Consider the following 19,642-nt stretch of genomic DNA (forward strand, 5'->3'; position numbering starts at 1 on the left):
GTTGGTATATCGTGCGCCCTGAAACGGGTTATTTACAAACCGCCACTATTTCTCCGTCGGCAAAAGTTTGAGTTTCCCAAAGAGTAAATCGCGCACCCGGCTTCAATAAATCTCGAACCAAGTCAGGATAAAGAAACTTGATCGGAACCTCAACTTCAACCCCTGCCTCAAGCCCGTGGCCAACCTGATCCAATAACAGACGACAATCAAACCCTTGACCCTCAATAAATAGCGGGCAGCCGTATCGAACGGCAGGGATCGTTGACCTCCCGCACACTTGCGACGAGTACATGGTGACTCTTGCGATGATATCCGGCTGAATATTCATTTTTTCCCTGGAATCCCCATGCTACTTCCAATCGATGGAACCAGTCCCTTAAGCAGATCGTTCGGGATTACATAGGCAGGAATCCCACGATCGACCGTGACGGGCTCGATACCGTTAAGAATACTATTTGGAACTTGCGTCGTGATAGTTGTGTACGGAGGATCCTTGAATGCGGTGACAGCTTGCTTCGCATAGGAGGATGCTGCCGCGTCGGACGTGGTGAAATATTTGCCCGTGGCTGATCCAAGATTTCGAATCGTCCCTGTAGCTTGAATGTCTGCAAGTTCGGCAGGTCCGACCGCTCGATATAGGGTTGTCGTCCCACCAGTGCTGCCGGCACCGCCGAGACCCGCCGCGAGGACACCATCGCCAATAGTCAGCTTCGCCGGTTCCGCCCCCTTCGGAGATCCGGCCGCCTGAGCAGAGCTGTCGGAAACAACTTGGACAACGGGCTTCTCGACATCGAGATCCAACCCATGCTTACCACCAGTCTCGTCCGGATGCACACCGGGATGCTTCTGTCCCGAGTTGTTCAGGGCTTCGTTTTGACCTGCGGTCATCGCGCCCTGCACATTCTGGCCAGCAATTGCTGCAAGTCCGCCACTAGCCGCCATGACGATGGACGACAGTGCAGCCAGGCCACCTTGGTCGAGATTACCCGCGCCACCGAATTGATTGACCAGTGACGGCGCGATCATCGCGCTCGCTGCCCCGCCAATCGCCCCACCCCCGCATCCTTGCCCTGTCGCCGCTCCGGCAGCACACCCAAGCGCCGCGTGCGCCAGCCAATAACCCGGTGTTCCGACCTCGATCGGAGATCCCGGAATATTCGCTACATTGCCAATCGAGTACGCCGCTGCCGCAGCAACGTCGGCCACGGCACTGTTGCGCAGGTTCGTCAGGAAGCTGCCGCCCTGGATCGCCGTCTGTACCCCAGCCTGAATCGTCGCCTCGGCACCCAGTGCGAGTGCGGTTTGGCCGAACGTCGTAGCCGTTGACGCACCGGCCTGCGGAACGATGGCGCCGCCCACATTTTTCACGCCCGCGAGCGCGGAGAGGCTGTTGTCGCCGATCGGCGCACCGAGACCCGCCCAGCCCACGCCTGCGTCCGGCGAATAGGTAATGCCGTTCGTCAGACCTGCGGTGATCGCGCCGGTCGCCCCGCCCTCAAGGGCCGCCGTCAGACTGAACTGGCCCGTACTCGCCTGCGAGATTGCGCTCGCGCTGAAGCCGCCGACGCCCGCCGAGATCATCGACCCGCCAACCGTTCCGGCCAGTGCGCCGCCAACCATAAACGCGCTCGCCGCGCCTGCCGTGATGAACGACGCCACCACGGCCGTCACCGCCATCCCGATCTGCTCGAACAGGCCTGGGCTATCCGCCAGCGACTGGAAGCTCGTGTGCAGGTTGTCGCTGACCGTGCTCTGCGTGAAATTCCCGCCGAGCTGGCTCTTCAGTGCCGCAAGCTGATCCGCCGTCGCACTCGCGTTGACCTGCCCGTTCGGATCCAGTTTCTGAAGTGCGCCGCCCACCTGATCCAGGCGGTCGACGTTCAGGTTGTAGTTGGCGGCCGACATGAAGCCGCCCTGCTGTGTCACCGTTCCGGTCGTCGTCAGCAGACCCATGACGTCCGGCATATACGTATAGATCGTGCCGACGTCGCTGGAACGCTGCTGGTTGGTTACCGTCCCGGCGTCGATCGACAACGTGCCCGTTGCGGTGATGGTCCCGGTGTTGGTAATCGAACCCTTGTTCGTCGCGACCAGCGACACGTCCTGGCCGGTAATCGTGCCGTCGTGCTGAACCACCGCATAGTTCTGCGGCAGGTAGACCTGCGGCATCAGTGCGGTCACGGTCGGGCAACTGGCCACGCCCGTTGCAGTGCAGCCCGGCTCCGGCACGGTTTCTTCGACGTACCAGAGCATCGGTGCATCAAGCGACGCGATCTGCTGCGACGAAAGTGCCGTCCCGAGTGCGATGTTGTTCGCTTTCGCATACGCGATCGCATTGCCGTACAGCACGGACTTTTCCTGATCCGTGACCGACTTCTGATGCTGGTTGTCGTACTTCAGCCCGTCGATGAAGCTCGCCGTTCCTGTCTGCGCGAGTGCGGCTTGCTGAAGCAGCTGGTTCTCGCTGAACGGGTCGTAGTAGAACAGCGTCGAGCCCGGCCGCAAATTGGCCGGCAGGTTCGCAATCAGGTCGGACGGGCCAACGCCGCCGATCACCTGCGACGCCGGGTTGTTGATCAGATAGGTCGCGGTCCCGTTCGCAGTGGCGATGGTCTGGACGGTACCGCCCTGCGGCGTAGTTGCCGAGGGCACTGCCGGGTTATGCGGCGTACCGACGGTTTGGGATGTAATCGCCGTGGACGGACCGCTCGATACCGCACCCGCCACAATCGACGACTGAATCAGCGAATTCGCGACCGCGTTTGCGCCATTCTGCGCCGTGCTCGCGCTTGCCGGCACGCCCACCGGACCAAGCGGGATTACTTGCTGCGACGCGGTCGGCTGCGGCGTATAGACGTTCGGCGACGTGAGACCGTTGACGAGCGACGCCCCGGTCACGGACACCTGCTGCCCCATGACATTGCCGGAATTCTGAACGGCACCACCCGCCGCGACCGTCAACGACGGCGCCTGAATCGTTCCGGGCAGACTCTTATACGGCGTCGGCGGCTGGATCCCCGCATTGCTTTGATACGCGCTGCCGAACAGCGTCGAGCAGGTGCCGGAGCTCCCACATCCGAAATTGTCCGGCGGCGGTGAACCACCGACAATGCCGCCCCAGAACCCGTCATGCCAGTATGCGTTCAGCGTCTGATCCTGGTTCGTGACACTGGATGTAGCCGTTACGGTCGCCTGGTTGCCGGCCGTGATCAGGCTGCCCGTGTTGGTGACACTGCCTGCGCTGATCGACAGATTACGGTTAGCCGAAATCGTCGATGCATTGCCCGACTGCATGTCGACAAAGGCATCGCAATAGTGCTGGAACGCTCCGCTACAACCGTAGCGCGCGGTCGTGCCGTAGTTCTGATACACCTGCTGTGGGGCCGCCAGCGTGTTCGTCAGCGACGCGGTACTCATCGCGATATCGCGGCCGGCCTGTATGTTCCCTGAGGAATTCGTCACGCTTGCACCCTGCGTCAGGGTGGTCTGCGGGCTGGTCGGATCCGTATTGTCTCGGCTCGTGCCGGCTCCGCCGATCACGACGTCGCGGCCCGCGAGCAGATTGCCGTAGTTGTTCGAAACCGTCGGCGCGGCAATCGTCAGATCGCGGCCGGCAAAGACCGTATTGTTGGTTTGGGTGTAGCTGTAGGCCTGCGTTGAAATCTGATCGCCGAAGATACCGATCGAATCGTTGTTGGGCCCATAGGAGAACGCGATCGTCGACTGACTGTGATACGTCAGTTGCATGAACTGCTGGGCATCGCTGAAAGCTTGGCCCGGCCGGTCGTAAGTGAATCCCGACGGGAACGCTTGCGTCCCATAGTGGTATCCGCATTGAGCGTCGGACACCCCCGCCGCACAGCCGACCGTCGACGTGACATTACTGGTGTGATAGCCCTGATTCGTAAACGCGTTCGCATGGATCGTCAGATCCTGGCCGGCGTATAGATTGCCGGCGTTCGTCAGGCTGGCGCCCGTGCCGTTCAGATTCAGGTTATTGCCGGCGACAATCTGGCCCGCATCCTGACTCGTATAGGACGTAATCGTCGAAGTCTGTAACGCCGGCGCGCTGACCTGACCAGGCGTGATATTCGCTGTCGTGGTGAACTGCGTGTTCGGCAGCACGACCAGATTGCCCGCCGTATATGCGGCCTTCAGCTGCGTGAGGAATGCCGTATAAGAAGCCGCATCGATGCTGTCGGTGATCGTCGTCACCTTCGCGTCACCGCCGTTGTCGAGTGCTGCAACGTTCAGCGTTGCATCGTGGCCGGCGGAGATCGTGCTGCCGTGGTTATTAAGCGTCCCCGTGGTGATCGAAAGATCCTGCCCGGCGGCAATCACGCCGGCCGCGCCATTCGCCTGCGTCGTGGTTGTCGTACGCGTGACGGTCGGCAATGCGACACCGTACAACGTGCCGCCGCTGATGTCCGGCGCGCTCATCGACGTCGCGCTTGCCGGCTGGAGGTCGCCGACGCGCGCGGTGATCGTCGCCGAGTCGGTCGAAACCAAACCGCTGACGATGTTCTCGTACGTCGTGCTGAGCGTTTCGGTGCCCATCGGCGACGCAAGCAGTTCACGGCCCAGGCCTGCCGTGTTGATATCGGTCGTGGTCGTCGTGGTGCTGGTCGAGTTGCCGCCCGCGCGGCTGTTGTTGACGTTGGCCGCGTTGATGGTCACGTTGTTCTGCGCGGAGATCGTGCCGCCGACGTTCACGAGGTCGCCAGACAACGATGCATTCAGGTCGCGACCGGCCTTCGTCAACGCACCCGTGTTGTCATAACTGCTGCCCGACAAGTTGACGTCACGCACGGCGCTGACCGTTCCCGCGTTCGTCACGACACCGGCGAGGTTCACGTCCTGGTTCGCCGAGATCGTGCCGCCGGACTGATTGACGACCGTGCCCGACAAATTCACGTTGTTGCCCGACGAGATCGTCCCGCTGTTCGTCAACGTGCCGTTCGTCGACAGCGTAATGTCGCCGGCCTTACTGATCGTGCCGGTGTTCGTCAGGCCTTGCGAGGTGTTCAGCGCGACGCTGTTGCCCGGCATCGCCCACGTACCCGAATTGTTGATCTGCTGCGCGTTGATCGTCAGCGCGTTGCCGAGATTGATCGTGCCGGCGGATGCGGCAGACGGATCGAACGCCTGATTGGGCAGATTCAGCGTCAAATCATGCTGCGCGAGGATTTCACCGGCCGTGTTGTCATAGGTGCCATTGCCGCCGTTCACCGTGACGGTCACGTTGCCGGTCGGAGCGGTCTTGTTGTTGACGTCGCCCGCGAAAATCAGCCCGTTGCGGTTGCTCAACGCGTTCGTCGTCAGATTGAGCGCGTTCGTCGCGAGCAGCGATCCGGAATTCGTCGTCGTGCCCGACACGGTCAGGCCGGTAGTAGCGCCGTAGATCGAACCGCTGTTCGTCAGGTTCGCCGCATTCACGTTGCTCGTGCCGAGCGACGACAACGTACCGCTGTTGCTGACGTTGGAGCCCGAGACGGCCAGGTTGCCGCCCGAGAGCTGCGTTCCGACGTTCGTGACCGTCCCGCCGGCCAGCGTTGCGCCGCCCTTGAACGCGGCCGTACCGCCCGTCGTGACGCTCTGCGTGCCGGTGATCGTCGTCGTGCCGCCGACAACAGCGTTCGCAGTAGTGACATGCGCGCCAGAGAGCGACGCATTACCGCCGACTGACAGCGCCGGCGCGTTCGCATCGAATGGTGCGTTGAGCTGCCCGGCGGACGTATCGAGGTTGTTGCTCGCGTTCGCCGTCAGATTGCCGCCGATCGCGACGCCCTGCGTGGTGATGTTCGTCGCCGAGAGCAACGCGTCTTTCGACACGGTGGTCTGACCGTTCAGCGCCATGCTCTGGCCCGCGCTCAACGTCGCGTTGCCGCCCGTCGATACCGGTCCACCCGCGGTCAAACTGCCGCTTTTTGCCGTCACGGCAAGGTCGCCGAGGCTCTTGACGCTGCCTTGCGCGTTCACGTCCGTGCCGGCCGTGAGCGTGGTCGTGCCGCCCGACAGTACATTGCCGGTCAGTGTCGCGCTGCCGTTGGTCGCGGTCAGCGTGCTGTTGCCAACGGCTGTTGCCCCGCCAACAGCAAGGTTCTGCCCAGCCGTTGCGATCAGGTTGTTGCCGGTCTGGATTGCGCCGGAAATGGCGATGTTATTGCCGGCGTTGAGCGTCGTGTCGTTCGCGACGTTCATCGCGCCCGAGCCGGTGATATCACGTCCGGCCGTGACGTTCGCGTTGCCTGCGTTGTCGACTTCGACGCCGCCGTTCAGGGCCACGTCGCGAGTTGCGGCGACCGTCGCGGTTTGCCCGCTATGAAGCGTCCCGGCAATAGTCGCATCCTGACCGGCATTGATGCTGATCGTGCCGGGGCTAGAGACCGCACCGGCCACCGCGACGTTACCTGCCGTCGAACCGATTTGTGCGTTGCCGCCGCTGTAGACCGTGCCGCCCAGGCTAACACCCTGCTGGCCCGTTGCGCTCAATGTCCCGAGCGAGACCACATCACCGGTTGCCGTCAGCGAGCCGCTGTTAGCCCCCAGCGTCATGTTGCCGATCGATGCGGCCGTGCCCTGCACGTTGGTATTGCCACCCGACGTCACACTCAGGGTGCCGCCGCTGGTGACGTTCCCACCGACGGTCGTGTCCTGCCCCGCCTGAATCGTCACCGCGCCCGGCGCGGACACCGTGCCGCCGAAATTTGCGTTCGTGCCAGCCGTCGCACTGACCGTACTGCCACTCTGCACGGCACCGTCCAGCGCGATTGCCTGCGAAGCCTTCAGATCGACCGCGCCCTGCGACGACGTAACATTCCCCTGCCCGGTGATTGAGCCGCCTTGCGCTGCAATCGTCACCGGTCCTTGCGCCTGCACCGTGCCGCCAATTAAGGCGCTCTGACCCGCCGTCACCGACAGCACACCGTTCGATTGCGCGTTGCCGTTCACGGTTGCCGAGCCCGTTTGCGCGGTGATCGTGGTATCGCCGACACCCGACACCTGTCCGTTGACAGTCGCGTTGCGCGCGCCCGTCAGTGCGACCGTGCTGCCGCCCTGCACTGCCCCGTTGACCGTCAAGTCCCGTCCGGCCTTCGCCGACACCGTGCCGGGTGCGCTCAAGCCCCCGACCGTGAGATCGCCATTCGTCGTCTGCAGCGCGATATCGTGCGCCGACAGCGCCCCGATCGTCATCGACTGCCCGGCAGTCAGGCTGGCTGTACCGTTCGCTGCGACCGACGTGGCGTTCAGGTCGCCACCCGCCGTCATCGTGACGTTCTGGCCCGCCGACACCGCTCCCGGCGCGTTGATATCGCCGTTCGCGTTGACCGTATAGTTCTGGTTAGCGAGCCCCGTACCGTTGATGGTGGTGCTGCCCGCGCTGGTCAGCTTGACGTTCTGATTGGCGAACGTTTGACCGACCGACACGTCGCCGTTCGAATTGACCACCACGTTGCCCGCCGTTGCCGACAACGGGCCTTGCGTGTTCACGCCCATCCCGGCCGCGGTCGACACGATGTAGACCGTGCCGCTCGTCACCGAGCCATACTGGTTGGCATCCACGGCAATCGCGCTGCCGATCGCGGCGGCCGTGTTCGTCGCGCCGTTCGCCGACGTTCCATACGCTGTGCCACTCGTGCCGATAGAGGTCGGCGTGACGAGCTGGTTGCCGGTCACGACATTCACACGCTGATCCGCACGCAACGGAGCCGCCAAAGTCACACTTTGGCCGATGAGGTCGATATTGCCGACTGTACCTTCGATACCCGCACCTGGGCCATTCACCCCAGCCGGACCATTGATCGAAATGTTTCCCGACCGGACATCGTAAGAGACCGCACCAGCGTGGGCGAAATCGGTCGCAGTGCCTCCGACGCCAGTGAGAAACTGCGGCGTGCCCGTCGTCAGCGTTAGTCCCGGTACGTTCGTCAGCGCCATGCCGTTTACGGCAATACCGCCCGGCGCCGCCACGATGACGGCCGCCGGCGATCCGAAAACCTCGAGCGGCCCGTTCAGCGTCGCGATGTTGTTGGACGTGACCTGATTGATGATGGTCGTCGCTGGCCGACCGTTCAGGTTCGGGTTGGCGCCAAGCGTACCGCCGAGCAGCGGCGTGCCTGCCACCGTGCTGTTATTGAGCACGAGGCCGCGCGACTCGACGTCGAAAGACTGGTACTGCCCAACGCTGATTCCGTTTGAGTTGGCACCCGGAATGTTGATCGCAGGCACGCCCGTGCTGGTCTGCGTGATGGACGGCTGGAACGGAATCGGCGCACGCGGATCGACGATCGGCGCCGCGTGCGCGGTTTGGTCGGCGAGCAAGACAGCCGGACTGAAATACATCACGACCGTCATCACCCACGCGGTCGCCTTGACCCAAAGCCCGTGCTCTTTGCTTTTCAACGAAGCATGGTCGAAGACAATCGTCTGCTTGGCCGTTCCCCGTTGAACGTGCCGTTTCTCGATATCGCGCATGACGCGGCGCATGGTTGGTCTCGCTTGGTATTTTCGGCAGATGATTGCACATGAAAATCCGCAAGACAGTCAATAATTGTCATGCCCTGAAATGACAGCGTACGCATATATTACGCAACGCTTTCAAATATTTTTCTGATTGCTATATTTAGTGCAGCGACCGCCTCGTGGCTTTTTTTGCGAATCATTTCATCGCGAGTTTTATGCAGATAGGCGATTGACTTCTCGATCAGGCAAAACCGCATGAATTGGACTCGGTTGCTTGTTCGCGCAAATCGCGGACAAGACATCGAGCGCAATTTGTCATGGTGTTGCCCGGCTTGAAGGCACCTTGATGGCAATGCGGGCTTCGATCGATGCCCCGCGAACGGCGCTCGCTCACGCGATGGACAACCCGGACGGAAAACGCGGACGCGAGCCGACGCCGGGTGAACCATACTGCCCGGCCCGACTCGCCATCCGCATCGACAACCTCGCTACGCGTTACGCGTATTCGTACACCCCGCGCCCCGCCTTCCGCCCGAGCCGCCCTGCCGACACCATCTCGCGCAGCAGCGGGCAAGCACGATACTTGGGATCGCCGAAGTCCTTCACGAACACGTCCATCACCGCGAGGCACACGTCGAGGCCGACGAGGTCGGCCAGCGCGAGCGGCCCGATCGGGTGGTTCGCGCCGAGCTTCATCCCCGCGTCGATCTCCTCGGCCGACGCGATGCCTTCTGCCAGCACGAAGAACGCCTCGTTGATCATCGGCACGAGGATCCGGTTCACGACGAAGCCCGGCGAATTGCGCACGCCGATCGGCGACTTGTCGAAACGCTCGGTCAGTTCGCGCACGGCCGACGCGGTCGCGTCGCTCGTCTGCAGCCCGCGGATGATTTCGACGAGCGGCATCAGCGGCACCGGGTTGAAGAAGTGCATGCCGACGAAGCGCGCCGGATCGGCGAGCGGCGCCGCGAGCGCGGTGATCGAGATCGACGACGTGTTGGTCGCGACGATCGCGTCGGGCCGCGCGACGGCCTCGATCTGCTTCAGGATGCGGCCCTTCAGCTCGACGTTCTCAGTCGCGGCTTCGATCACGATGTCGGCCGACGCGAGCTTCGCGTAGTCGGTCGACGTCGTGATGCGCGCCAGCGCCGCGTCGCGTGCGGCCGCGTCGAGCTTGTCTTTCGACACGAGCCGCTCGAGGCTGCCCTTCAGCGTCGCGATGCCCTTGTCGAGCGCAGCGTCGCTGACGTCGATCATCACGACGTTGAGTCCCGCAACGGCGGCGGTCTGCGCAATGCCGTTGCCCATGGTTCCGGCGCCCACGACGCCGACGATTTCGATGGCCATGAAATTTCCTGTGTGTTCGGGTGCTGAGTGTCCGATTATCAGATGTTCTCGAAGATCGCAGCAATCCCCTGGCCGCCGCCGATACACATCGTCACGAGCGCGTAACGCCCGCCGATGCGCTTCAGCTCGTACAGCGCCTTGACCGTGATCAACGCACCGGTCGCGCCGATCGGGTGACCGAGCGAGATGCCCGACCCGTTCGGGTTGACCTTCGCGGGATCGAGGCCGAGTTCCTGCGTGACCGCGCAGGCCTGCGCGGCGAACGCCTCGTTCGCCTCGATCACGTCGAGATCGCTGATCTTCAAGCCCGCGCGTTCGAGCGCCTTCTGCGTGGCCGGCACGGGGCCGATGCCCATGTAGGCCGGATCGACGCCCGCGTGCGCATACGCGACGAGGCGTGCGAGCGGCTTCACGCCCTGCGCGCGGGCGGCGTCGGCGCTCATCATCAGCACGGCCGCGGCCGCATCGTTGATGCCCGATGCATTGCCGGCCGTCACGGTGCCGTTCTCCTTCGCGAACACCGGGCGCAACTTCGTGAAATCGTCCGCGCTCGCGTCGTGACGCACGTGCTCGTCGGTGTCGAACGCGACCTCGCCCTTCTTCGTGCGAATCGCGATCGGCAGGATCTGATCCTTGAAGCGACCTTCCGCGATCGCGCGCGCCGCGCGACGATGCGATTCGAGTGCGAGCGCATCCTGCGCGTCGCGCGAGATGTCGTACTTGCGTGCGACATTCTCGGCCGTCACGCCCATGTGGATCGTCTGGAACGGGTCGTGCAGCGCGCCGAGCATCATGTCGACGAGCTTGCCGTCGCCCATGCGCTGGCCGAAGCGCGCGGCCGGCACGGTGTACGGCGCGCGGCTCATGCTCTCCGCCCCGCCGCCGATCGCGACGTCGGCATCGCCGAGCATGATCGTCTGCGCGGCCGACACGATCGCCTGCAGGCCCGAACCACACAGGCGGTTCACGTTCATCGCGGGCGTGTGCTGTGCGACGCCACCGTCGATCGCCGCGACGCGCGACAGATACATGTCCTTCGGCTCCGTGTTCACGACGTGACCGAACACGACATGCCCGACCGCATCGCCCGGCACGTTCGCGCGCGACAGCACTTCGCGCACGACCTTCGCACCGAGCTCGGTCGGCGAAAAATCCTTCAGGCTGCCGCCGAAATCACCGATCGCGGTACGGACACCGCTCACCACCACGACTTCTTTCGCTGCATTGCTCATCGTCTGCTCCGGTTCGTTCGCGCACGCATGCGCGCTGATGCGTTACATGTTCGGATAATTCGGCCCGCCGCCGCCTTCGGGCGTGACCCACACGATGTTCTGCGTCGGGTCCTTGATGTCGCAGGTCTTGCAGTGCACGCAGTTCTGCGCGTTGATCACCAGCCGATCGCTGCCGTCGTCGTTCTTCACGAACTCATAGACCGCCGCCGGGCAGAAGCGCCCCTCCGGCCCCGCGTACGTGCGCAGGTTCACGTTCACCGGCACGTTCGCATCCTTCAGCGTCAGGTGCGCCGGCTGGTTCTCCTCGTGGTTCGTGTTCGAGATGAACACCGACGACAGCCGGTCGAACGTCAGCTTGCCGTCCGGCTTCGGATACTCGATCGGCTCGCACTGCGACGCCGGCTTCAGCGTCTCGTGGTCTGCGTGCTGGTGATGCAGCGTCCACGGCACGTTGCCGCCCATCACCTTCTGCTCGAGCCCGACCATCAGCGTGCCCAGGTACAGCCCCTTGGCCATCCACTGCTTGAAGTTGCGCGCGCGGTACAGCTCCGTGTACAGCCACGACTGCTTGAAGGCATCCGGGTACGCGTTGAGTTCGTCCGACTGACGGCCGGCCTGCACCGCGTCGAACGCGGCGTCCGCCGCCAGCATGCCGGTCTTGATCGCCGCGTGGCTGCCCTTGATCCGCGATGCGTTCAGGAAGCCCGCGTCGTCGCCGATCAGCGCGCCGCCCGGGAACACCGTCTTCGGCAGCGACAGCAGCCCGCCCGCGGTGATCGCGCGCGCACCGTACGACACGCGCTTGCCGCCTTCCAGGAACGCGCGGATCGACGGGTGCGTCTTGTAGCGCTGGAATTCCTCGAACGGCGACAGGTACGGGTTCGTGTAGCCGAGGCCGACCACGAAGCCGACCACGACCTGGTTGTTGTCCATGTGATACAGGAACGAACCACCGTAGGTATCCGACTTCAGCGGCCAGCCGGCCGTGTGGATCACGAGGCCCGGCTTGTGCTTCGCGGGATCGATTTCCCACAGCTCCTTGATGCCGATCCCGTATGCCTGCGGATCGGCGTTCGCGTCGAGCTTGAACTTCGAGATCAGCTGGCGGCCCAGATGGCCGCGGCAGCCTTCGGCGAACAGCGTGTACTTCGCGTGCAGCTCCATGCCGAGCTGGAAGTTCTCGGTCGGCTCGCCGTTCTTGCCCACGCCCATGTTGCCGGTCGCGACGCCCTTCACGGAACCGTCGTCGTTATAGAGAATCTCCGCGGCCGGAAAGCCCGGGAAGATCTCGACACCGAGCGCTTCGGCCTGCTGGCCGAGCCAGCGCGTGACGTTGCCGAGCGAAATCACGTAATTGCCGTGGTTCTTGAAGTTCTCGGGCAGCGCCCAGTTCGGCGTCGTCACCGCGCTCTTCTCGGACAGGAACAGGAAGCGGTCTTCCGTCACCTCGACGGTGAGCGGCGCGCCCTGTTCCTTCCAGTCGGGGAACAGTTCGGTGATCGCGCGCGGGTCCATCACCGCGCCCGACAGGATGTGCGCGCCGATCTCGGAACCCTTCTCGAGCACGCACACGCCGATCTCGGTGCCTTTCTCGGCGGCCAGCTGCTTGAGCCGGATCGCCGCCGACAGCCCGGCGGGGCCGCCGCCGACGATCACGACGTCGTATTCCATCGATTCGCGCGGGCCGTATTGCGCGAGCAAGTCCTGTGTGGTCAAAATCCTGTCTCCTCCTGCGTCCCGACCGTCAGCCGGTCAGAACTGGTCTTCCGTCAACGCGAGCACGCTCTCGCTGCCCTTCGCGCCGACGATCGACGCTTCGAGCCCGCCTGCCTGCACGAGAATGTGCTCCGCATAGCATTGCGCGATCGCGATCTTCGCGTCGAAGAACGCCGGGTCGCTCGCACGGTTCGCCTGCGCGGCCACCAGCGCGCGTGCCATCTGCCATCCGCACAGCACCACGCCCGCCAGCTTCAGGTACGGCACGCTGCCCGCGAACACCGCGTTCGGGTCCTGCTTCGCGTTCGCCACCACGTAGTCCACCACCGACGACAGCGCCCGCGCGCCCTGTTCCAGCTGCACCTTCATCGATGCGGCCGCCGCGCCGTCCAGCCTGCCCAGCGCCGCCACCGTGTCGCCGATCTCCGCGATCAGCGCCTTCGCCACCGCGCCGCCGTCGCGCATCGTCTTGCGGCCGACCAGGTCGTTCGCCTGGATCGCCGTCGTCCCTTCGTAGATCGCCAGGATCCGCGCATCGCGGTAGTACTGCGCCGCGCCCGTCTCCTCGATGAAGCCCATCCCGCCGTGCACCTGCACGCCCAGGCTCGCCACGTCGTTCACCATCTCCGTGCTCCAGCCCTTCACGACCGGCACCAGATACTCGTAGATTGCCTGATGACGGCCACGCGTCGCCTCGTCCGAATGGCGGTGGGCAATGTCGCTGTGCGCGGCCGCCACGTACGCCAGCGCCCGCGCGCCTTCGGTCAGTGCACGCATCGTGCCGAGCATGCGGCGCACGTCCGGGTGATGGATGATCGTCACCGACTGCTTCGCCGAGCCATCCACCGGACGGCTCTGCACGCGATCCTTCGCGAACGCCGCCGCCTTCTGGTACGCGCGATCGGCCACGCCGATCCCCTGCATCCCGACCCCGAAGCGCGCCGCGTTCATCATGATGAACATGTATTCGAGGCCGCGGTTCTCTTCGCCGATCAGGTAGCCGATCGCGCCGCCGTGGTCGCCGTATTGCAGCACCGCGGTCGGGCTCGCCTTGATCCCGAGCTTGTGCTCGATCGACACGCAGTGCACATCGTTGCGCGCGCCCAGCGAGCCGTCGTCGTTGACCAGGAACTTCGGCACGATGAACAGCGAGATGCCCTTCACGCCTTCCGGCGCGTTCGGCGTGCGCGCCAGCACCAGGTGGACGATGTTGTCCGCCATGTCGTGCTCGCCCCACGTGATGAAGATCTTCGTGCCGAACACCTTGTACGTGCCGTCGCCCTGCGGCTCGGCGCGCGAGCGCACCAGCGCCAGATCGGAGCCCGCTTGCGGCTCGGTCAGGTTCATCGTCCCCGTCCATTCGCCGGAGATCAGCTTCGGCACGTAGCGCTGCTTCTGCTCGTCGGTGCCGGCCGTCAGCAGTGCCTCGATCGCGCCGTCGGTCAGCAGCGGGCACAGCGCGAACGACAGGTTCGACGCGTTCAGCATCTCGATGCACGGCGTCGCGATCAGCTTCGGCAGCCCCTGGCCGTCGTACTCGGCCGGATGCTGCAGCCCCTGCCAGCCGCCTTCGACGAACTGGCGGAACGCGTCGCCGAAGCCCGGCGTCGCGGTCACGACACCGTCCTTCCAGCTGCTCGGGTTGCGGTCGCCTTCGACGTTCAGCGGCGCCAGCACCTCGCCGCAGAACTTCGCGGACTCGTCGAGCACGGCCTGCGCCGTGTCGTAACCGGCATCCTCGAAGCCCGGCAACTGCGCGACGGCGTCGATACCCGCGAGTTCCTTCAGCACGAACAGCATGTCCTTGACGGGGGCGTTATAGCTCATGGTCGATGTTCCAAATCAGGCGGTGAATGAGGCGCGCTACCGGGCCGGTACGGCAAGACCGGCCGGACCCGGGCGACGACGTGACCCATCGTAATGCCGCAATGGCCGGTTCCCGTTGTCATATCCGGCCCACATGGTGACAAAATCGGCCACGGATTACGTAGGCGCGGCCGGAAACGGTCGGGTGGATAAGGGTTTGGCCGGAGCCGGTTTCGATGAAAACGGTGAGCAATCGACGTGCCGGCCGATGAGGTCGAAGCGGCGCAGCATGCCGGCGGCAACGGGAGCCGGTTATGGGAATCGCCTATGGGAGCCGGCCATGGGAGCGAACGAAGGAAGCCGGTTATGGGAACCGGCTTGAAAAAAACGCGCTACGCGCGCCGCCGATACGTCCCCGGCGTACTCCCCGTCCAGTGCCGGAACGCGCGATGAAACGCGCTCGGATCGTCGAAGCCGATATCGGCGCCGATCGCCGCGATCGTGTCGGGCGTGCCGATCAGCCGCTGGATCGCGATGTCGCGCCGCAGTTCGTCCTTGAGCGCCTGGAACGTCGTCCCTTCGGCGGCAAGATGGCGGCTCAGCGTGCGCACCGAGCAATGCAGGTGCTCGGCCGCCTGGTCGATCACGGGCAGGTCGGGCAGCGCCGCCGACAGGTATTGCCGCACGCGATGGCACACGAGCTGTTCACTGAACGATTCGAAGATCCAGTCGCCGGGCGCGCGCGCGAGAAACTTGCGCAGGTTGCGCTTGCTCTGCCGGATCGGCGCATCGAGGTAGTCCGCGCTGAAGCGCATCAGCGTGCGCTCGCAGTCGAACTGCACGGAGCCGGTGAAGAAGTACAGGTGGTCGACCGCATGGCGCGGCCGCGGGCACGCGAACTCGATCCGCAGCAGCGGGATCTTCTGCCCGATCAGCCAGGAACACACGCCGTGCACGAGCTTGAGCATCAGCTCCTGGCCGAGCGCGCCGATCGGGCCGATGGCGTCGTTCGGGCGCAGCAGCACCTGCGCGACGAGACCGTCGCGCTTCGATTCGACGAAGAAGTCGTCGAGCAGGATATGGAAGAACTGGCCGAAGCGATGCAGCGCCGTTTCGAGGTTGCGCGCATCGAGCAGGCTCAGGCACAGATACTTCAGCGTGCCGCCGCGCAGCGGGCGCGAGAAGATGCCGGGCATCTCGTCGTCGAGGTCGATCGCGAGCGTGCGGTACAGCGTCGAGAACTGCTCCTCCGTCACGCGTGCATGCGGCTCGCCGAGCAGCTCGATCGGAATGCCGGCCCCGCGCAGGTAGCGTTCGACCACGTCGCGCTGCGCACCCGCGCTCGCGAGGAAACCGTTGACGAGCGAGATCGGCACCGTCGCGCTCGGCGACGGCAGCGCACGCCCGGGCTGGGCGGAAAGTGAATCTGAGCCGGTCATCGCGTCCCCGTCGATCGAACCGCTCGCATTGTACTTGAGCGGCCCGCGCGCCTGCTTCGGGGCCTTCGGCGCGCCGGGCCGCGCCGCCGCGGCCGTGCGGCGCTTCGGCGCCATCAGTCGGTGCGGCTGAGTTCCCGGCGCAGGATCTTGCCGACCGTCGACTTCGGCAGCCGGTCGACAAAGCGGACGAGCTTCGGCACCTTGTAGGCCGCGAGGCTCTCGCGGCAATGCGCGACGAGCTGCGCCTCCGTCACGTCGGCATCCGGCGCCGGCACCACGAACAGCTTGACGGCCTCGCCGGTGCGCGCGTCCGGCACGCCGATGCATGCGCATTCGGCGACGCCCGGCAGCGCGGTCGCGACGGCTTCCACCTCGTTCGGGTACACGTTGAAGCCCGACACGATGATCATGTCCTTCTTGCGGTCGACGATCCGCAGGAAGCCGGCTGCGTCGAACACGCCGACGTCGCCGGTGCGGAAATAGCCGTCCGCCGTGAACGCGGCCGTATTCGCTTCCGGCTTCTGCCAGTAGCCGGTCATCACCTGCGGCCCCTTCACGCAGATCTCGCCCGCTTCGCCGATCGCGGCCTCGCGATCCTGGTCGTCGAGCAGCTTCACGTCGGTCGACGGCAGCGGCAGGCCGGTGCTGCCCGTGAATGCGTCGATCGACTGCGGGTTGAACGACACGACCGGCGACGTTTCCGACAGTCCGTAGCCCTCGCGGATGAAGTTGCCCGTCACCGCCTTCCAGCGCGACGAGATCACGTCGATCACCGCCGCGCCGCCGCCGGCCGACAGCTTCAGCCGCGACCAGTCGACTTCCTTCAGGCGCGGATGGCCGGCGAGCCCCGCGTACAGCGTGTTCACGCCGACGAACACGGTCGGCCGCGCGGCCTTCAGCACGTCGATGAACGCGTCCATGTCGCGCGGGTTCGCGACGAGCCAGTTCTGCGCGCCGATCGCGAAGTAGGACAGGAAGTTCACCGTCAGCGCGAAGATGTGGTACAGCGGGATCGCGGTGACGACGACTTCCTCGCCCGGCACCCGCGCGTCCGCCACGATCGCCGCGAACTGTTCGATGTTCGCGACGAGGTTGCGGTGCGACAGCGCGGCGCCCTTCGACAATCCGGTCGTGCCGCCCGTGTATTGCAGCAGCAGCAGGTCCGCGCCGCCCAGCGCGGCCGGCTCGCACGCGAGCGATTCGCCTGCGGCGATCGCGTCCGCGAGCGCGATCGAACCGGGCGGCAGCGCGTCGCACGCACCGGCCGGCGCATCGACCACGCCCAGATCGCCGCGCCCCACGCTCAGCACGGTGCGCACGCGCGTGCCGCCGACCACGTCGGCGAACGTGCCCATCGACCCGCCGCACACCACGGCGACCTCGACGCCAGCGTCGTTGAGCTGATGCTCGAGCTCGCGCGCGGTGTAGTGCGGGTTCACGTTGACCTGGATCGCGCCGATCCTTGCGACGGCGACGAACACGACAGGAAACGCGAGCACGTTGGGCAGCATCACGGCCACGCGATCGCCCTTGCGCACGCCGACGACCTGCTGCAGATACGCGGCCAGCGCGCTCGACAGGCGGTCGACATCGGCATAGGTCAGCGTGCGGCCGAACGCATGGAACGCGGGACGATCGGCGAAGCGGCGCATCGCGTCGTCCAGCAGCGCGCTGACGGAAGGATGGCGATCGGCGTCGATCTCGGCGGGGATCGAGCCATACGACCCGGTCCAGTGTCTCTTGCTCATATAGGTATCCTTGTGCGGCCGCACACGTCGCCGGGGGCGGCCGAGGGCAGCCAGTCGAGCGTCGACTATCGCTCGGCGGCCGTGCTTTGCAAATGATCGGCGCGACCGCAAAGATGATCGAAACGGACATGTGGGTCGTTCGCGCGCTTTACCGCGCAGGACGCAACGCCCTGCCGCGTGTCGCGGTCACTTCGTTCGTGACACATCCTCGCGATGGGTTTTCGATGCAATGCGCGCACGTGCCACGCAAGACGGCGGCAATTTGAATGCACTTGATTCAGATGATTTCCACTTCGTCAATATCGAACGATCCGCTCGAGGCATTCACGATGCACTACAACGGCTTTCTGATTTCCTGCCCGGCGGACGACTGCGCGGTCCGGAATGTTGCAAAAGGTCAGGCGCATTAAACCTCGGCACGATTGCGCCATCGGAAAACGAAATCCATTCGATCTAATTCACCGCCATACATTCTGATATTGACGAAACAAATCTTCACCATTAGAATAATCCCACTACTCTAAAACCGAGAGGCCACATGGGTTTTCATACCCAATCGATTGTTCGCAGAGGCCGCGAACCAATTGATTTTTCTTCGATGCCGCAGCACGGCAACTCAACTGGGGACTTCCGAGACGGCTTTCGCACCGCGCTTCATGGCGGGGCGCGCATTTACTCGGCTGATCAAAGTTAATCATCGCATTTCACTTTTTGCGTTATCAATCGATCGCAGCTTTGCGTATCGAGTTGAGATCAACGCCGTATTCCTGCGCGCGACGGGATGTCACCGGGTCGAGCAAGGGCTTGACGGCGCGGATTCGTGATTGCGTGGATAACATGCGTTTTAGCTGCGTCACTTATGTTTTGCATCTGCTCCAATAAATCCATCGACGAAATCGTCGCCGCCCAGGCGGATATCCCCTTGCCATTCACGGAAATGCTCGAATGCTATTCGTCGTGCCTGGACGGCTGTGGCTCGTGTATCCCGGTGCTTCGCGAGCGCGTCACCGGAAATGAATTGCTGCTTACCGAAGGTGATTAAGGGATGCTTTATCCAGGTTTATTCGAAAGTCTCGAGCGCGCTCGCTGGGATTTGTGCACCGATGTCCCTTGGGGGGATTTCAATCCGGGCAAGGTGACGGAACGCCACCTGCACGGCATCAAGATGAACGCCATCCTCGAATGGTCGGCCATGCCAACCGCCGAGATGTTCCTGCGAGACAATCAGGAAGACACCGATTTCTCGGCGTTCATCTCCATCTGGTTCTTCGAGGAACAAAAGCACAGCCTCGTCTTGATGGAGTATTTGCGTCGCTTCGCGCCGGATTTCGTGCCGACGGAGTCCGAGTTGGGGTCCGTACGGTTCTCGTTCGACACGGCACCCGCACTGGACAGTCTCGCCTTGCACTTTTGCGGCGAGGTGCGCCTGAACAACTGGTATCGATGCGCGAGGGAATACCACAGCGAGCCCGTCATCCGCGCAATCTATCAATTACTGGCCAACGATGAAGCCCGGCATGCGCGTGCATACTATTCCTATATGCAGCGCGCCATCGCACATCATCCCGACGCCGCAAGGCGCGCGTTTTCGAAGATCGGCGTCCTGATGACGAACCCGCGCATGAACCGGGCGATGCATCCGACGAATCTGCACGTCAACAAGACCCTGTTCCCCAATGACACCGTGAACGGTCGGTTGCCCGATCCGGAATGGCTTGGTCAATGGTTGGACGGTGAAATTCGTTTCACAGCAGACTGGGAAACGAAGGTGGAGCGCGGGATACTGTCCAATCTTTCCTCGCTGCTGAACGAGCCGTTCGACACGCCGCACGCACTTCGCAAGTATCAGAAATCGCTGGTCGCCCACGACCCGCATTGAACAGAAAAGAGT

General features: G+C 63.9%; 10 protein-coding genes. 2 read left to right on the forward strand and 8 right to left on the reverse strand.

Going from position 1 to position 19,642, the window contains the following annotated elements; translation table 11 throughout:
* Positions 1-28: 28 nt before the first annotated feature.
* From MRS60_RS34575 to MRS60_RS34610, 8 genes are all read right to left on the reverse strand, one after another.
* Positions 29-328 (reverse strand): hypothetical protein, encoded by a 300-nt coding sequence (locus MRS60_RS34575; protein ID WP_243567074.1) that lies wholly within the window; start codon positions 326-328, stop codon positions 29-31.
* Entirely contained in the window at positions 325-8,487 is an 8,163-nt protein-coding gene (locus tag MRS60_RS34580) for a filamentous hemagglutinin N-terminal domain-containing protein (RefSeq protein ID WP_243567076.1), read from the reverse strand. The genes MRS60_RS34575 and MRS60_RS34580 overlap by 4 nt, the downstream gene beginning before the upstream one ends.
* Positions 8,488-8,958: 471 nt before the next feature.
* Entirely contained in the window at positions 8,959-9,810 is an 852-nt protein-coding gene (locus MRS60_RS34585) for a 3-hydroxybutyryl-CoA dehydrogenase (protein ID WP_243567078.1), read from the reverse strand.
* A 38-nt stretch (positions 9,811-9,848) separates the two neighbouring features.
* Positions 9,849-11,042, reverse strand: coding sequence for a beta-ketothiolase BktB (bktB, locus tag MRS60_RS34590; RefSeq protein WP_034184640.1), 1,194 nt, complete (start codon positions 11,040-11,042; stop codon positions 9,849-9,851).
* Positions 11,043-11,084: 42 nt separating this feature from the next.
* Complete coding sequence (locus tag MRS60_RS34595) at positions 11,085-12,713, reverse strand: electron transfer flavoprotein-ubiquinone oxidoreductase (RefSeq protein WP_432207867.1); 1,629 nt, start codon at positions 12,711-12,713, stop codon at positions 11,085-11,087.
* Between the two features lie 81 nt (positions 12,714-12,794).
* On the reverse strand, positions 12,795-14,585 hold the full coding sequence (locus MRS60_RS34600; protein WP_243567082.1) for an acyl-CoA dehydrogenase: 1,791 nt from the start codon (positions 14,583-14,585) through the stop codon (positions 12,795-12,797).
* A gap of 371 nt (positions 14,586-14,956) precedes the next feature.
* A complete protein-coding gene (locus MRS60_RS34605; RefSeq protein WP_243567084.1) occupies positions 14,957-16,117 on the reverse strand; it encodes an AraC family transcriptional regulator in 1,161 nt (386 codons plus the stop codon).
* Positions 16,117-17,751: an AMP-binding protein gene (locus tag MRS60_RS34610; RefSeq protein ID WP_243567086.1), complete on the reverse strand. Its 1,635-nt coding sequence runs from the start codon at positions 17,749-17,751 to the stop codon at positions 16,117-16,119. The genes MRS60_RS34605 and MRS60_RS34610 overlap by 1 nt, the downstream gene beginning before the upstream one ends.
* Before the next feature lie 229 nt (positions 17,752-17,980).
* On the opposite strand from MRS60_RS34610, the gene MRS60_RS34615 reads away from it, so the two are divergent.
* Entirely contained in the window at positions 17,981-18,208 is a 228-nt protein-coding gene (locus MRS60_RS34615; RefSeq protein ID WP_243567088.1) for a hypothetical protein, read from the forward strand.
* A gap of 588 nt (positions 18,209-18,796) precedes the next feature.
* Positions 18,797-19,630 carry a ferritin gene (locus tag MRS60_RS34620; RefSeq protein WP_243567090.1) on the forward strand — a complete coding sequence of 278 codons (834 nt, stop codon included), beginning with the start codon at positions 18,797-18,799 and terminating at the stop codon, positions 19,628-19,630.
* Positions 19,631-19,642: the final 12 nt, after the last annotated feature.

The organism is Burkholderia pyrrocinia (assembly GCF_022809715.1).
Classification (GTDB): domain Bacteria; phylum Pseudomonadota; class Gammaproteobacteria; order Burkholderiales; family Burkholderiaceae; genus Burkholderia; species Burkholderia pyrrocinia_C.

Excerpts from the sequence above, each read along its gene's own strand:
- MRS60_RS34585 (WP_243567078.1), bottom strand. The coding sequence starts at position 9,810 with ATGGCCATCGAAATCGTCGGCGTCGTGGGCGCCGGAACCATGGGCAAC.
- MRS60_RS34620 (WP_243567090.1), top strand. The coding sequence starts at position 18,797 with ATGCTTTATCCAGGTTTATTCGAAAGTCTCGAGCGCGCTCGCTGGGAT.
- MRS60_RS34610 (WP_243567086.1), bottom strand. The coding sequence starts at position 17,751 with ATGAGCAAGAGACACTGGACCGGGTCGTATGGCTCGATCCCCGCCGAG.
- MRS60_RS34600 (WP_243567082.1), bottom strand. The coding sequence starts at position 14,585 with ATGAGCTATAACGCCCCCGTCAAGGACATGCTGTTCGTGCTGAAGGAA.
- bktB (WP_034184640.1), bottom strand. The coding sequence starts at position 11,042 with ATGAGCAATGCAGCGAAAGAAGTCGTGGTGGTGAGCGGTGTCCGTACC.
- MRS60_RS34595 (WP_432207867.1), bottom strand. The coding sequence starts at position 12,713 with ATGGAATACGACGTCGTGATCGTCGGCGGCGGCCCCGCCGGGCTGTCG.
- MRS60_RS34575 (WP_243567074.1), bottom strand. The coding sequence starts at position 328 with ATGAATATTCAGCCGGATATCATCGCAAGAGTCACCATGTACTCGTCG.
- MRS60_RS34580 (WP_243567076.1), bottom strand. The coding sequence starts at position 8,487 with ATGCGCCGCGTCATGCGCGATATCGAGAAACGGCACGTTCAACGGGGA.
- MRS60_RS34605 (WP_243567084.1), bottom strand. The coding sequence starts at position 16,117 with ATGGCGCCGAAGCGCCGCACGGCCGCGGCGGCGCGGCCCGGCGCGCCG.
- MRS60_RS34615 (WP_243567088.1), top strand. The coding sequence starts at position 17,981 with ATGCGCGCACGTGCCACGCAAGACGGCGGCAATTTGAATGCACTTGAT.